15 protein-coding genes are annotated in these 14,785 nt (G+C 36.6%); 13 read left to right on the top strand and 2 right to left on the bottom strand.

Going from position 1 to position 14,785, the window contains the following annotated elements; all coding sequences use genetic code 11:
• Window positions 1-47: 47 nt before the first annotated feature.
• The 5 genes from RBQ61_RS16565 (at window position 48) to rbsK (ending at window position 5,516) form a co-directional block, all read left to right on the top strand.
• A complete protein-coding gene (locus RBQ61_RS16565; RefSeq protein WP_308138321.1) occupies window positions 48-1,595 on the top strand; it encodes an ABC transporter ATP-binding protein in 1,548 nt (515 codons plus the stop codon).
• Window positions 1,588-2,658: an ABC transporter permease gene (locus RBQ61_RS16560; RefSeq protein ID WP_308138320.1), complete on the top strand. Its 1,071-nt coding sequence runs from the start codon at window positions 1,588-1,590 to the stop codon at window positions 2,656-2,658. Before RBQ61_RS16565 ends, RBQ61_RS16560 begins: the two co-directional genes overlap by 8 nt.
• A complete protein-coding gene (locus RBQ61_RS16555) occupies window positions 2,658-3,578 on the top strand; it encodes an ABC transporter permease (RefSeq protein WP_308138319.1) in 921 nt (306 codons plus the stop codon). The genes RBQ61_RS16560 and RBQ61_RS16555 overlap by 1 nt, the downstream gene beginning before the upstream one ends.
• 21 nt (window positions 3,579-3,599) lie before the next feature.
• Window positions 3,600-4,544 carry a nucleoside hydrolase gene (locus tag RBQ61_RS16550; protein WP_308138318.1) on the top strand — a complete coding sequence of 315 codons (945 nt, stop codon included), beginning with the start codon at window positions 3,600-3,602 and terminating at the stop codon, window positions 4,542-4,544.
• A gap of 81 nt (window positions 4,545-4,625) precedes the next feature.
• A complete protein-coding gene (gene rbsK, locus RBQ61_RS16545; RefSeq protein ID WP_308138317.1) occupies window positions 4,626-5,516 on the top strand; it encodes a ribokinase in 891 nt (296 codons plus the stop codon).
• Between the two features lie 45 nt (window positions 5,517-5,561).
• On the opposite strand, the gene RBQ61_RS16540 is transcribed toward rbsK, so the two are convergent.
• Window positions 5,562-5,762, bottom strand: a complete 201-nt coding sequence (locus tag RBQ61_RS16540) for a cold-shock protein (RefSeq protein WP_308138316.1) — start codon at window positions 5,760-5,762, stop codon at window positions 5,562-5,564.
• A 141-nt stretch (window positions 5,763-5,903) separates the two neighbouring features.
• Entirely contained in the window at window positions 5,904-6,104 is a 201-nt protein-coding gene (locus tag RBQ61_RS16535) for a cold-shock protein (RefSeq protein WP_308138315.1), read from the bottom strand.
• Between the two features lie 356 nt (window positions 6,105-6,460).
• On the opposite strand from RBQ61_RS16535, the gene RBQ61_RS16530 reads away from it, so the two are divergent.
• The 8 genes from RBQ61_RS16530 (at window position 6,461) to RBQ61_RS16495 (ending at window position 14,750) form a co-directional block, all read left to right on the top strand.
• Window positions 6,461-7,423, top strand: a complete 963-nt coding sequence (locus tag RBQ61_RS16530) for an LCP family protein (protein ID WP_308138314.1) — start codon at window positions 6,461-6,463, stop codon at window positions 7,421-7,423.
• 31 nt (window positions 7,424-7,454) lie between these two features.
• Window positions 7,455-8,450 carry an LCP family protein gene (locus tag RBQ61_RS16525; RefSeq protein ID WP_308138313.1) on the top strand — a complete coding sequence of 332 codons (996 nt, stop codon included), beginning with the start codon at window positions 7,455-7,457 and terminating at the stop codon, window positions 8,448-8,450.
• 74 nt (window positions 8,451-8,524) lie between these two features.
• A complete protein-coding gene (locus RBQ61_RS16520) occupies window positions 8,525-9,706 on the top strand; it encodes a M20 family metallopeptidase (RefSeq protein WP_308138312.1) in 1,182 nt (393 codons plus the stop codon).
• Between the two features lie 59 nt (window positions 9,707-9,765).
• Window positions 9,766-10,560 carry a M55 family metallopeptidase gene (locus RBQ61_RS16515; protein ID WP_308138311.1) on the top strand — a complete coding sequence of 265 codons (795 nt, stop codon included), beginning with the start codon at window positions 9,766-9,768 and terminating at the stop codon, window positions 10,558-10,560.
• Between the two features lie 416 nt (window positions 10,561-10,976).
• Entirely contained in the window at window positions 10,977-12,182 is a 1,206-nt protein-coding gene (locus RBQ61_RS16510) for an EAL and HDOD domain-containing protein (RefSeq protein ID WP_308138310.1), read from the top strand.
• 219 nt (window positions 12,183-12,401) lie between these two features.
• Entirely contained in the window at window positions 12,402-13,775 is a 1,374-nt protein-coding gene (rlmD, locus tag RBQ61_RS16505; protein WP_308138309.1) for a 23S rRNA (uracil(1939)-C(5))-methyltransferase RlmD, read from the top strand.
• A gap of 187 nt (window positions 13,776-13,962) precedes the next feature.
• Window positions 13,963-14,226 (top strand): (2Fe-2S)-binding protein, encoded by a 264-nt coding sequence (locus RBQ61_RS16500; RefSeq protein WP_308138308.1) that lies wholly within the window; start codon window positions 13,963-13,965, stop codon window positions 14,224-14,226.
• A 122-nt stretch (window positions 14,227-14,348) separates the two neighbouring features.
• Window positions 14,349-14,750, top strand: a complete 402-nt coding sequence (locus tag RBQ61_RS16495; RefSeq protein ID WP_308138307.1) for a hypothetical protein — start codon at window positions 14,349-14,351, stop codon at window positions 14,748-14,750.
• The last annotated feature ends 35 nt before the right edge of the window (window positions 14,751-14,785 follow it).

Below are 14,785 nucleotides of genomic sequence, written 5' to 3'. Positions count from 1 at the left end.
AACTATTAATTATTAATCATTAATAAATTCAATGGAGGATATCCACCATGAGCAATAAAGTGCTTGAAATGAAAAACATTATGAAGATTTATCCAAATGGGGTAGTGGCTGTAGAAGATGTAACACTGGAGCTTGAAAAGGGAGAAATTCATGCTCTGCTGGGGGAAAACGGAGCGGGCAAGAGCACGCTGATGAAGGTTCTTTTCGGGCTGGAGTCCCCTGAGCATGGGCAAATAATGCTGAATGGTAATAAAATAGTTTTAAAATCCCCTCAGGATGCAATAAAAAAAGGAATAGGGATGGTTCATCAACACTTTATGCTTGTACCTTCGCTTACTGTTGCAGAAAATATAGTTCTTGGCGTTGAGCCTAAAAACAATTTGTTTATAGATATGAGCAAGGCGGTGGAGATATCCGATTCGCTGGCAAAAAAGTATAACTTTGAGATTGATGTAAAATCAAAAGTAGAAGAGCTTCCTGTAGGAATTAAGCAAAAGGTTGAAATATTAAAAGCGCTGTACAGAGGGGCTGACATATTGATATTGGATGAACCTACTGCAGTGTTAACGCCTCAGGAAACCGATGAACTGTTTGTACAGTTAAAGAAATTAAAGGAGTTAGGCCATACCATAATTTTTATTTCTCATAAGTTGGATGAAATAAAATCCATATGTAACAGGGCAACAATCATGAGAAACGGTAAGAGCATGGGAACTCATGATGTAAGTAAAATTTCTACAAGTGAAATGTCAAGGCTCATGGTAGGAAGAGATGTTGTGCTTTCATTTGACAAAAAGCCTGTGCAGCTTAAAGAAACGGTAATGAAAGTTAGAAATCTGAATGTGCTGGGATCAACCGGTATAGCCAGAGTAAAGGATCTATCTTTTGATTTGAAGGCGGGAGAAATTTTTGGAATAGCAGGTGTTGAGGGCAATGGTCAGGGGCATCTTGTTGAAGCATTGACTGGGCTTACAAAAAAATATACTGGTGAAATCAAAATTTTTGACAAGGATGTAAGAGGAAGCAGTATATATGGTATACGAAAACTTGGTGTCGCGCATATTCCAGAGGACAGAATGACTTTGGGCTGTGCTGCGAATATGAATATAATGGATAATATTCTTTCCAATCAGTATGACAGTCCGGAATACTCAGGAAGATTTATTCTGAAAACGAAAAAAATAGAGTCAAGAGTTAATGAACTTATTAAGGAATATCTTATAAAGTGCAAGTCCTACAGTCAAAATGTCGGAATGCTTTCCGGAGGAAACATTCAGAAGGTTGTAGTTGCTAGAGAATTTTCCACAGACCCTAAAATTATCATAGCCAACCAACCTACGAGGGGTATCGATGTTGGTGCAGCTTCATTTATAAGGCAGAGAATAATAGAGTTCAGAGATGCCGGTTGTGCAGTAATACTTATTTCGGCTGACTTAAACGAAGTGTTTGAATTAAGTGATAGACTGGCTGTAATGTACAAAGGAAGGTTCGCCGGGGTATTCAAAGATGTAAAGCACCTTACGGAAGAAGAGCTGGGTAAATACATGCTGGGCATAAAAAAGGATGACAGACTGGAGGGAATAATATATGAATAGCACTAAAAAATTCGATATTTTTCGGACCGTATTATCAATCGGTATAGCATTATTAATTTCATTTATAATTATTTTTTTGACAACCAATGAGCCGCTGAAGGCTATTGCTGAGCTTCTCATCGGGCCGCTGAAGACAACAAGGCGTATAGGAAATGTTATTGAAGCAATGATTCCTCTTATATTTACAGGTGTAGGTATCAGCATTATGTTTGCGGCAAATCAGATAAATCTTGCCGGAGAAGGTTCCTTCCATATAGGAGGTCTTGTAGCAACATATATAGCTGTAAACACATTTCTTCCCGGAGCTATAAGCCCGTTGGTATGCATTTTAATGGCAGGGTTTTTCGGGTCAATTATTACAGCGGTGCCAGCAGTGATGAAAATAAAGACGGACTCAGATGTGCTGGTTTCATCACTTATGATGAACTATGTGGTGACATTTTTTGCTTCATATATACTAAGTTACTTTTTAAGAGATCCAAGTGCCGGAGCCGTTGTATCATATGCCATACCGGAAGGTACACAGCTAAATTCCATAATTCCTGGAACAAGGATTCATTTCGGCCTGATCATCGCTTTGGCTGTTGCTGTTTTCGGTTACATTTTTCTTTATAAAACAAAGTTAGGATACGAGATCAGAGTTACAGGAGAAAATGCTAATTTTGCAAGGTATTCAGGTATTAATGTGCTGAAAGTTTCTCTTATTTCGCAGTTGGTGGGCGGATTTATTTTCGGAATAGGAGGAGGAGTAGAAATGCTTGGAATGTATAACCGTTTCTCATGGACATCTTCCTTGGGATACGGCTGGGACGCCATAATAATTACTACTCTTGCCAGAAAGAACCCATTGTATGTACCTTTTGCGGCATTTTTCCTTGCGTATCTCAGAGTAGGCGCTTCGAAAATGTCAATAGCAGCAAATGTTCCTACAGAAATTGTTACAGTTACACAGGGAATTATAATCCTGCTGGTTGTTGCTGAGCAATTCCTGAGCAAGTATAAGCATAAGATGGTAGCCAAAGAAGCCAAAGCTACTTTAAACAACGTTAAGGAGGCCGAATAATGATATTAGATGCTCTTTTTTCACCGGAATTTTTAAATGCGGCTTTAAGAGCCACGACACCAATATTGCTTGCCGCACTGGCCTCGGCAATAGCTTCAAGAGCAGGTATAATTAATATGGCTCTGGAAGGAATTATGCTGTTTTCAGCGCTGTTCGGAGTTTTGTTTTCCGCAGCATTTCAAAATGCGTGGATGGGTTTGTTTATTACTATGATAATAGGTGGAATTATAGGGTTTATGCTTGCGTTTTTCGTGCTGAAATTGAAAACAGACGAAATTCTTGCGGCTATAGCCATAAACCTTATAGCCAACGGTGCAACTGTGCTTATTCTTCTGGCAGTATCAGGTGATAGAGGAGTGTCATCATCTGTGCCATCTGTTCCTCTGCCTAAAATAGATATACCTATTATAGAAAATATTCCGTATTTTGGTGAAGTTATTTCAAATCAAAACATAATAACGTATATTTCGCTTTTAATGGTAGTTGCCGTGCATTTATTTTTATACAAAACGCCGCTTGGACTTAGAATAAGAGCCGTAGGTGAGAATAAAAACGCAGCGGAATCAGTAGGTATTAGTTCTAAAAAGGTTCAGTATATAGCGTTGATATTGAGCGGTGTACTTGCATCCATGGGAGGTTTTTTCCTTTCGGGAGGATACATGACAAACTTTACAACCGGTATGAGCGCGGGTAGAGGATTTATAGCGCTTGCGGCAAGTGCTATGGGTGGAAACACTGCTATTGGATCATTCCTTGTTTCGCTCTTGTTCGGTGCAGCCTCAGCTCTGTCAAATATACTTCAGCTGGGAGCATGGCCGCATGAGATTATACAGATGATTCCTTATATTACAACAATTTTGGGTCTTGGAATATACAGCTATAACAGAATGAAGAAAAGAGAAAAATTAAACGGAAAATAACATGCGTATATTATTGGAGGAATGATGAAAAAAAGAAATATAATAATAGACTGCGATCCGGGTATAGATGATATTGTTGCTTTGTGCTTTGCCGTAGCAAATGAGGATAAATTAAACTTATTGGGAATAACTACTGTTGCAGGCAATCAAACAATAGAAAATGTCACAAATAATGCCTTGGGGCTGATGTCATTTTTAAATAGAGACATAAGAATAGCAAGAGGTGCAAAAGGCCCATTATTGAGAGAAAAAAAACCCGCAAGCAATATACACGGGAGCAACGGGGCAGGGGACTATCAGCTACCGCATACTAAGGAACTTTACTCGAACAATGCGATTATGTTTATGAGAGATACAATAATGAGCTCTGAAGAAAAAACCACACTTGTTCCTGTAGGCCCGCTAACAAATATTGCACTGCTTATTAAGACGTTTCCTGAAGTAGCAGAAAAAATAGAGCTTATCTCAATTATGGGAGGGTCTACAGATGTAGGAAATGTTACTCCTGCTGCAGAATTTAACATATGGGCTGATCCGGAAGCAGCAAGGATAGTATTTGATTCAAAGCTTCCTATTGTCATGAGCGGTCTCAATGTAACACATTCCACGGGACTGTTCAGAAAAGATGTTGACGATCTTATGAAAAGCTCCGGCAAGGTTACAAGAATGTGCGGAGAAATGTTGAATTTTTACTTCAGGGGCGATCATGTGAAGAAAGGGACATTTACGCCCATACATGACGCATGTGCAATAATGTTTCTCATACATCCTGAGTTGTATAAATACAGGCATATGCCTGTGACTGTGGATTGTTCCGAAGAGTTAAGCAGAGGAAATACAATATGCGATACAAGAGAGTGGATTGACTACGGCGATATGTATCCGAAAGTTTTGACCGAAGTTGACATGGAAAAATTTAGGGAAATTTTGCTTAATGATTTGTACAAGCTGGATGAAATTATATAAATAATTATAATAATAACGGGTATTGCTTTAGCACAAAATAAATATAGTGGCATACCCGTTTTACAATATAAGGAGGTTTGCATGGGTAAGGTAGTAGTAGTTGGTTCAATAAACGTTGATATGGTGTTTACTTCTGACATAAGGCCAAAGGCAGGTGAGACTGTTTTGGGAAACACATTCTCCCTGATACCGGGCGGAAAGGGAGCAAATCAAGCAGTGGCTGCATCAAAGTTGTGTGCGGATAGTTTCATGGTAGGTTGCGTGGGAGCAGATACAAACGGCAGCTTTGCGGTTGATAATTTAAAATCTGCAAATGTTAATACCGACTGCATACAGGCAGTGAATGATATTCCTACGGGAGTCGCAAATATAATTGTTGCAGAAGGAGATAACAGTATAATTGTTATTCCGGGGGCAAACTATAAGGTTGACAGAGAAATAATTAACAAATATAAGGATGTTATACTGTCTGCGGATATAGTATTGCTTCAGCTTGAAATACCTCTTGAAGCTGTTGAGTATACATTGGATATCTGCACAAAAAATAATGTGAAAGTACTTTTGAATCCTGCACCGGCAGTTGAATTGAGCAGTTCAATGATAGAAAATGCATCGTATATAACACCTAATGAGCATGAACTGAAAATAATAATGGGGAAAAATACGGATGTGGAAGAAGAAATAAAAAGATATCCGAACAAACTGATTGTAACTCTGGGTTCAAAGGGCGTAAAATACTATGATGGCAGTGAAATGAAGCTTATTCCATCCAACAAAGTTGATGTTGTTGATACTACTGGAGCAGGAGATACCTTCTGCGGAGCACTGGCTGCAGCGTTGGTAAACGGGTCAGATCTTGAAGAGGCAATAATATTTGCAAACAAGGCTGCTGCATATTCCATAACAAAACTGGGTGCTCAAAGCGGAATGCCGACATTAGAACAATTGGAAAGTGGAAATATTGTAAAATAAAAAATTGGCGTTATGCCAATTTTTTTAATTACGAAATGTATCAATTTATGCTACTGTTACATTTGCAGCCTGAGGTCCACGCGCACCTTCAACCACATCATAGTTAACTTTTTGGCCTTCTTCCAAAGATTTAAAGCCGTTAGCTGCAATTGCTGAAAAATGCACAAACACATCTTTACCGTCTTCACCTGAAATAAATCCAAACCCCTTTGCCGAATCAAACCACTTAACTGTACCTGTTTTCATTAAACCCTCCATTTTTTTATAAATATTATGTTGTTATAATGAAAAAGAACTACGACTGTAGTCCTTTCCACGTCTCCTTGAAACCAATATTAATATAAGTAAATGCTATATCTATATTAATTATTATTTCTAAAAACAATACTATGCTACAGTGACGTTGCTAGCCTGAGGTCCTTTTTGACCGTCTACTACATCAAAGTTTACCTTTTGACCTTCTTCCAGAGTTTTAAAACCATCTGAAACGATTGCTGAGAAGTGTACGAACACATCTTTTCCGTCATCGCAAGAGATAAAACCAAAACCCTTCTTGGAATCAAACCATTTAACTATACCTGTTTTCATTAAAAAAATCCTCCGATATTTAAAAAAGATAACTGTATTTTAACAGTTTTTTGCCTAATTTGCAATACATATTTATAAAAAAATATAAAAAATTTTTAAAAATTAAAATACGGCAGAATAACAAGCATAATAATTTTTTTAGCGTTTGTGTAAATGTTTTTGCGAAATGTATAAAAAGTAAATTATATGAATTTAATTTCATAAATACGTTTGCATAAACGGGACGGTTTTACCGAAAAAATAAGATGCAATAATCTAAATATTTTTAATAAAAAATTGAAATATGTGTTAAGCTTTGATATAATTAATCAGTATAATATATTTCTTTTTATGGAAAATTAATTAGGTGACTACGAATGATAAAACATTTTTTGAAAGTTTTTTTTGCATCAGCCTTTTTAATATCATTTATTTTAAGTGTTACTTCGTTAGGATATATTTTTTTTGTAGACAAAGATGTTGTTATAGGTACAATTAAGCTGCCGGAATCAAATCTGCCGGAAAAACTGAAATTTTATGAATCCAGCACATATGATTATAACACGACGTTAGGAATAGCTGCGAAAGATAAGAAAAGATTCAATATTTTGGTTGTGGGACTTGAAGGCCTAAGAACAGATACAATAATGGTGGCAAGCTATGATATGGAAAGTAAAACTGCCGAGTTGGTGTCTGTTCCGAGAGATACATATCTTCCAAGAAATGCGGATGACAGCCCGGATTTAAAAAAGATTAACGCTCTGTACTCACGTGAAGGAATTGAAGCCCTGGTAAAATCCATAGAAGATCTTTTGGGAATTCCTCTTGAAAAGTATGTCTTGGTAGATTATGATGCTGTTATTTCATGTGTCGATTTATTAGGTGGTGTTGAGGTAGATGTTCCGTTCCATATGGTTTATTCTGATCCCTATGATGATCCACCGTTGTACATAGATATTCCGGAAGGAATTCAGGTATTGGACGGAAAGCAGTCACTGAACTTCTTAAGGTATAGAAAGGGATATGCAAATCAAGATTTGGGAAGAATAGAAGCTCAGCAGCAGTTCATAAAATCTGCTATGAAAAAAGCAATGGGGCTTAAGCTTCCGGCATTGATAAAAGAAGCATATTCAAATATAGATACAAACGTAAATATAACTGATGTATTGGGCTTGGCCAATGATATGGTGGGCTTTTCCACAGATAATATTAATGTTAGAACTCTACCGGGAGAAGAAACAACGCTGGAAGGCTTATCTTTTTACATACCCGATGAAAGCGGTATTGCTGAAATGATGGATGGAATATACGGTATCGCAGATGTTGAAATGCAGAATTAGCATTTTATAAAATTGAAAGGCGGAATTATTTATGAAACAATTTTTTAAGGTATTTATATTTTCTCTGATAATATTCTCCCTGGTTGCTTCGGCAGGGATTTTCACATATTTAAAATATTTATCACCGGAGGAAATTGCGGAGGCGGCTCCAAGTGATAATGATATAGATGAAGAAGAGACAGATGATGAATTTAAAACTCCTTTAGAACGAGCTATACATGAAAGCAATAAAATCAATGTTCTCCTGGTGGGACTGGAAGGATCAAGATCAGATACAATCATGCTTGCCAGCTATGACAGGAAAACAAAAAAAGCAAGTTTGATATCCATTCCCAGAGACACATATTATTACAGGGAAGGGTACGCAAAGTATGATGAACTTCAAAAGATCAATGCGATATACGGCACGGAGGATGACGGCATAAAAGCTCTTGTAAAAGCAGTTGAGGACTTGACAGGTATTCCTATTGACAACTATGCCACAATCAAGTATTCAGGGCTAAGAGCAGCAGTAGATGCATTGGGAGGAGTAGAGTTTGATGTTCCTTTTCATATGAGATACACTGACCCATATGATGATCCTCCGTTGGATATAAATGTACCTGCCGGCAATCAGATAATATATGGTGATGATGCCATGGAACTGCTAAGGTTTAGAAAGACAAATTACCCCGGATATCATGGATACCCAAATGGAGATTTGGGCAGAGTTCAGACACAGCAGGCATTTATAAAGGCTGCGGCTAAAAAAGCTATGAGTCTTAAGCTTGCAAGCGTCATAAGTGCGGTATATCCGCACATAAAAACAGATTTTACGCTAACTGAAATGCTTGGTCTTGTTAAAGATGCCATAGGGTTTTCTGCCGATAACATGGAGACTATGACATTACCCGGTACAGACAAAATTATGGGTAAGTTATCATTTTATCTGGCAGATGGTGAAAAAATAATACAAGAAGTATATAAACTATATGATATAAATTTATCTGCAACCAATGATGATGAAAATGCAACGGAATTAAATTAAGGTAAAGAGAGGTTCTTCGGATTACTATTGTAATAGAAGAATCTTTTATATAAGATAAGATTATAGGAGAAATTATGGACATTCAAAAAAGAGTCGATGAAATATACAGGGAACTCGTTGACATAAGAAGGGATTTTCATAAATACCCTGAACTTAGCCAGAATGAATTTAGAACGCAAAAGAAAATCAGAGAATACTTAACTAAATGGAATATAGAAAACTATACATGCGCAGATACAGGAGTTGTAGGAATAATTCGAGGAAAAAAGCAAGGCAGGTGCGTAGGAATTAGAGGAGATATTGATGCGCTGCCTATTTGTGAAAAAAACGAATCGGAATATAGCTCCGTTAATAGCGGTGTTATGCACGCTTGCGGCCATGATGCCCATACAGCCATACTTCTGGGTGTTGGGAAGATATTAAAAGAAATGGCCGATTCAGAAGAGTCGATCAAAGGAAATGTGAAGCTGTTTTTTCAACCTGCCGAAGAAACCATAGGAGGTGGGAAAAGAATGGTGGAAGAAGGCTGTATGCAGAATCCTGACGTTGACTATATGCTGGGACTTCATGTAATGCCTTACATAGATGCAGGAAAAGTTGAGCTTAAGTACGGAAAGTTGAATGCTTCGACAGATTCAATAAAGATAGTGCTAAAAGGAAAACAGGCCCACGGAGCGTATCCCGACAAAGGAATAGATGCGATTGCAATGGCAGGTAGCATAATTACGTCACTTCAGACGATTGTAAGCAGAAATATTTCTCCACTTAATTCCGCAGTGATTTCCCTAGGTAAAATTTCAGGAGGAGTAAAGGACAACGTGGTAGCAGATGAAGTTGAGATGTCTGGAACATTAAGAGTCTTGGACGATAACACAAGAATTTTTGTTAAACAGAGAATTGAAAACGTTGTAAAGAGCACTGCTGCTGCATTTGGCGGTGAAGGAGCTGTAGATTTCTATGACGGATATCAGGCACTGATTAACAATGATGAGGTTGTGGATATAGTAAAGGAAAATGCTGAAAAGGTTTTAGGCAGTGAAAACATTGTATATAAAGAGTTTCCAAGTCTTGGTGCGGAAGATTTTTCATATTTTTCGGATGCTGCTAAGGGAGCATTTTTTCACCTTGGGTGCGGTAATAGTTCAAAAGGTATAACATCGGCAATTCATACAGATACGTTTGATATTGATGAAGAGTGCCTGAAGACAGGAGTAGTTCTGCAAGTTAATAATGTGCTTTCACTTTTGGAAAATTAGGAGAGATTTGTGTTGCAATAAACGGCATATGTCGTTACATTAATAAATGGAGGGATAAAATGAAAGTATTTATAAGTGTGGATATTGAAGGTATAACAGGTGTTACTTCCTGGAGCGAAACAACACTTGGCAACTCTGATTACGCACAGTCGGCTGACCAGATGACTAAAGAAACAGTCGCTGCATGCGAAGGCGCAATTGCTATGGGAGCAAAGGAAATATTTATAAAGGATGCTCATGATTCAGCAAGGAACATAGATATTACAAAACTACCCAGATGTGCAAAGCTCAGTCGTGGATGGACAAATACTCCTGATTCCATGGTAGCCGGAATAGATGAAACATTTGATGCGGCAATTTTTATAGGATACCATTCGGGAGCAGGTACAGACGGAAGTCCGCTGGCACATACCATGAACCTGGGAAATAATTATATTAAAATAAACGGAGAGAGAGCTTCAGAATTTGTAATAAATTCATACCTGGCAGCGGCTTACGGTGTGCCGGTTGTATTTTTAAGCGGAGATAAAATGCTATGTGAAAAAGCGAAGGAATTCAATAAATCCATTGAAACTCTTGCTGTCAAAGAAGGTAATGGAGGAGCTGCTATCAGTATAAATCCGGATTTGGCCTGCGATTTGATTAAAGAAGGAGTAAAAAATGGGCTGAAACGAGTAGGAGCATGCAAGATCGAAATGCCTGAAAAATTTGAAGTTGAAATAAATTACAAAGAACATAAGGATGCAAAGCACGCTTCATTTTATCCCGGAGTTGAGCAGGCAGATTCACACACAGTGAAATATACATCAGACAGCATAGAAGAATTTGCTGTAACAAAAATGTTTATATTATAAAAAACAGTTCAGAGCTTCATTATGTGAAGTGATGTGACCCCAATAAGTTAGACTTTATTGCGTAGTAGTTTTTAACTGCTACGCAATTATTTTAGTTCGCTGAGAGGCTGAACTTGTATTCTACAGTGCTCATCCATTCTAGTTTCTATTTAATTCGCTTCTAACTAAAATCATAAAGATCAATATTCACATTTCTGTAAAACATTTCGTTAAAACCTGCAACGATGAAATTAATGACGTGGAAGCGTTAATAAACCCGGAATTTATGAATATGTATGACGAGATGAACTATTATAAGCATTTTCATAAATTGTAAATAATTGTCTAAAACGGGTTTGAATAATTGATACAAGGGTATTTATATATTTACAAACCAATGCAAGTAAGGACTTGAATATAAAAAAGGAAGGGTTATAATGGATGTTTATGTGGCTAGACAGCCTATTTTTGATAGAAATATGAATGTGTTCGGTTATGAACTACTATATAGAAGAAGTATGAACAATTATTATGAGGGAACCGATGATAATCAAGCAACAGCTGAATTAATTAATAATGCATTTTTAACTATGCATTTCCGTGAACTTACAGGAGGTACAAATGCCTTTATAAATTTTTCGCAGGATATGCTTATTAAGGAAATACCTTTACTACTGCCGTCTGACTCAACGGTTGTGGAGGTTCTAGAAAGAGTTGAAATTAATGAAGACGTAATTGAGGCGTGCAAAAAGTTAAAAGAAAACGGATATATAATAGCTTTAGATGATTTTGTTTTTAGTGAATCATATTTACCGCTTTTAGATATTGCGCATATTGTAAAAATAGAATTTCCTGCAGTGAACTTGGAAGAACAGCATCAGCTTATTAAAAAGTATGGGAATAAAATCAAATTTTTGGCTGAGAAGGTTGAAACAAGAGAAGAATATCAATTGGCACTTAAAATGGGATATGATTATTTTCAGGGCTATTTTTTTAGTAAGCCCGTAATTATAAAGGGCAAAGAGATAGATAGTTTGAGCATAAACCTTATGAAAATATTAGAAGAAATAAATAAGCCAGAGCCGGAATATAAGAAAATAGCAGACATAATAGAAACCGACTTAGGTCTTTCGTATAAATTATTAAAGCTTGCTAATTCAGTGTTTTTCGGATCAAGGAACAAAATACTCTACACAAGGCAGGCATTAGTTCAACTAGGTTTATCAGAAATAAGAAAATGGATTTATGTAATGGTTCTAAAGGATATACAGCATGTTGAAAACAAGGAATTAATAAAGACATGCTTTATAAGAGCAAAATTAATGGAGCATTTGGCAGCAGAAACAGGCAGGGCGGATAGGCATTTTGAATATTTCACGGCCGGAATGCTTTCTTCTATTGATGTTCTGTTGAACAAAGACATGAATGAAATAGTGGAAGAGCTTGTGCTGTCAGATGACGTTAAAGATGCACTGCTTGGGAATGATAATGAAATAAAAATGATGATGGATGTGGTAACTACTCATGAGTTAATTGAACCTAAAGTATTGACGGTCAACGAAGAAGATATCGGAATATCCAGAGAAAGATTTATGAGTATTTATTTAGAAACTCTGATGTGGGTTTTAAAACTGGACTACTAGCTTTTTAACATCTCTATTGTTGAATTTTAAGATACGCTGTGCTAACCAGCCTGAATGGTGATAATTTTATCATCATACGTTTGACTGTTATAACAGCGTTTATTTATGACTTTTTAGCTATAATCATATCATGCATGTTTTCTGTGCAATGCTGTAAAGAGCGTTGACATCAGTTATTATAATAGTATAATTGTACTAATAATACATTAAGGAGATAATATGCTGCAAACAGGAAAAATAATTGAAGCTGAAATAATAGATTTGAATTACATGGCTCTAGGTGTTGCCAAAATAGATAACTTTGTGGTGTTTGTTCATGGAGCAGTTCCCGGAGATATATTGCGCATAAAAATAACAGAAGTCAAAAAAAACTATGCTATTGGAGAAATAATCGAAATTATAAAGCAGTCTGATTACAGAGTAAGCCCTGTCTGTCCTCACTATGAGCAGTGCGGGGGATGCCAGCTTATGCACATGGATTACGGCGAGCAGCTTAAATTCAAAAAATCTCGGGTAATAAACGAATTAAGAAGAGCAGGGATCGATTTTAATGATGCTGAAGTGCATGATACAATAGGAATGGATAGCCCTTTCAGGTACAGAAACAAAACTGCATTTTCAGTTAAAGAAAAAGCAGGTGAAATAATTATAGGGCCATACGAGCAGGGCACATACAATATAGTTAATATAGACAGCTGCCTTATTCAGAGCAGTGAAGCTGATGAAGCAATTGCACTGTTTAAGAAACTTATGATAAAGCACAATATAAAAGCTTATGACAAAAAAACAGGAAAGGGAACAATAAAAAATGTTTTAATAAGGAATAACAGAAAAAATGAGCTCATGTTCATAATAGTGACCGCATCAGAAAATTTCAAATTCGGCGAAGCCTTTATTAAGGAATTGACAGGAGAAAATCCTAACATCAAAACTGTTGTACAAAACATCAACAGCAAAAACACAAACTTAGTTATGGGAAGAAAAAACCTTGTTCTATACGGTGACGGAACCATTAATGATAAAATAGACGACTTGAATTTTACCATATCGCCGGAAACATTTTTTCAAGTTAACCCTGCGCAAACAGAAAAACTGTATAATACGGCAATTAAGTACGCAAATCTTCAAGAAGATGAAGTCTGTTTTGACATCTACTGCGGAATAGGAACCATATCATTGATGGCAGCTAGGCATGCAAAAAAAGTCTACGGGATAGAAATAGTTGAGCAGTCAATCGTAAATGCAAAAGAAAATGCCATTAAAAACAATATAACAAACACAGAATTCTATGCAGGCAAAGCAGAAAAAACAGTTCCAAAACTGTACAGACAAAACATAAAAGCCGACACAGTAATTGTAGATCCGCCAAGAAAAGGCTGTGAGCAAGAGGTTATAAGCACAATAACAAGCATGTCTCCAAGAAAAATAGTATACGTATCCTGCAATCCGTCTACACTGGCAAGAGATATCAAGCTGTTGGAAGCAGGAGGATACAAGCTGAAAGAAGTCCAGCCGGTAGACATGTTCCCGTGGTCGGTGCATGTTGAGAGTATAATTCTGATGACGTATTGTGGTTCGAAGAGTAAAAAGTAGAAGTTGACCACAATATGTAGTGGTTTTGGACAATTTTGGGGTCAAAAAATAGCAAAAAAATGACGTTTGTTGACCCTAAAAAAGGGCAAAAATATAGATGACATAGCTATTTTGATGAGTTAGGGATACTATAAGAGTTTAAATACTCAGGATATTAAAGACTAAAAAGTCTAAAGGAGGATATTCAATGAATGAAGAAAAATGTTGTTCTTGTTGCAGTACGGAGAGCAAAGAGCCTGTTATTGGTGAATATGTTTGTTATTGTAACCATGTAACTGAACAAGATATAATAGTAGCAATTGAGAACGGAGCATTAACTGTAAAAGATGTAATTGAAGCAACTGGTGCTATGAAGAATAGCAATTGTGCAGTTAATAATCCTAAAGGGGTTTGCTGTTATTCAGATATAGTATATGTATTCAATAAACACTCAGATAAAATGAAATTGTAGAATTCTATACCAATCAATGTAAATTAAATAGGTTTCAACACAGGCAGAGTTTTTAGATCAACTTAATGATCTATAGGCTCTGCCTTTTTTATACCTAAAATCAGAAAGAGAGAAAGACGATAATGTCAAAATTATTTATGTACGGCACAAGGTTACAGGAGTTTGAGCAGATGATGATGCTTGTGCCAAACTTTACGAAGCGAGGAAAAGGATTGATTGTATTAAAAGGATTTCCATTCAGTGAAGAATATACCGCCTGTCGGTTTTGCACTGAATATCCAAAATGCAAGAATGATGAAAGTAAGTGCTTAGTCTTATCTGAAAGATTGAAAGCTAACGCAGTATGTTATGAAAGCATAGTTAAAAATACTTTTAAAGACTTCAGAAAATATAATCTCAAAAAAATATTGAGCAAAATGATTTCAGAGTTTAACGGCGATTTCTTTTGCGACAGCGGTCATAGACCGCGATTTGAAAATATTATCAACATAAAAAACAGAGTGGTAAAGAAGATTAATTTGTAGTGACCCCAATAAGTTAGACTTGATAGCGTAGTAGT

This window comes from Sedimentibacter sp. MB35-C1 (assembly GCF_030913635.1).
Taxonomy (GTDB): domain Bacteria; phylum Bacillota; class Clostridia; order Tissierellales; family Sedimentibacteraceae; genus Sedimentibacter.
The sequence above is the reverse complement of the archived record's forward strand: the minus strand, read 5'-3'. Positions and strand labels throughout refer to the sequence as shown.

Coding starts and splice junctions, on each gene's coding strand:
- RBQ61_RS16565 (WP_308138321.1), top strand. CDS start 48: ATGAGCAATAAAGTGCTTGAAATGAAAAACATTATGAAGATTTATCCA.
- RBQ61_RS16560 (WP_308138320.1), top strand. CDS start 1,588: ATGAATAGCACTAAAAAATTCGATATTTTTCGGACCGTATTATCAATC.
- RBQ61_RS16555 (WP_308138319.1), top strand. CDS start 2,658: ATGATATTAGATGCTCTTTTTTCACCGGAATTTTTAAATGCGGCTTTA.
- RBQ61_RS16550 (WP_308138318.1), top strand. CDS start 3,600: ATGATGAAAAAAAGAAATATAATAATAGACTGCGATCCGGGTATAGAT.
- rbsK (WP_308138317.1), top strand. CDS start 4,626: ATGGGTAAGGTAGTAGTAGTTGGTTCAATAAACGTTGATATGGTGTTT.
- RBQ61_RS16540 (WP_308138316.1), bottom strand. CDS start 5,762: ATGAAAACAGGTACAGTTAAGTGGTTTGATTCGGCAAAGGGGTTTGGA.
- RBQ61_RS16535 (WP_308138315.1), bottom strand. CDS start 6,104: ATGAAAACAGGTATAGTTAAATGGTTTGATTCCAAGAAGGGTTTTGGT.
- RBQ61_RS16530 (WP_308138314.1), top strand. CDS start 6,461: ATGATAAAACATTTTTTGAAAGTTTTTTTTGCATCAGCCTTTTTAATA.
- RBQ61_RS16525 (WP_308138313.1), top strand. CDS start 7,455: ATGAAACAATTTTTTAAGGTATTTATATTTTCTCTGATAATATTCTCC.
- RBQ61_RS16520 (WP_308138312.1), top strand. CDS start 8,525: ATGGACATTCAAAAAAGAGTCGATGAAATATACAGGGAACTCGTTGAC.
- RBQ61_RS16515 (WP_308138311.1), top strand. CDS start 9,766: ATGAAAGTATTTATAAGTGTGGATATTGAAGGTATAACAGGTGTTACT.
- RBQ61_RS16510 (WP_308138310.1), top strand. CDS start 10,977: ATGGATGTTTATGTGGCTAGACAGCCTATTTTTGATAGAAATATGAAT.
- rlmD (WP_308138309.1), top strand. CDS start 12,402: ATGCTGCAAACAGGAAAAATAATTGAAGCTGAAATAATAGATTTGAAT.
- RBQ61_RS16500 (WP_308138308.1), top strand. CDS start 13,963: ATGAATGAAGAAAAATGTTGTTCTTGTTGCAGTACGGAGAGCAAAGAG.
- RBQ61_RS16495 (WP_308138307.1), top strand. CDS start 14,349: ATGTCAAAATTATTTATGTACGGCACAAGGTTACAGGAGTTTGAGCAG.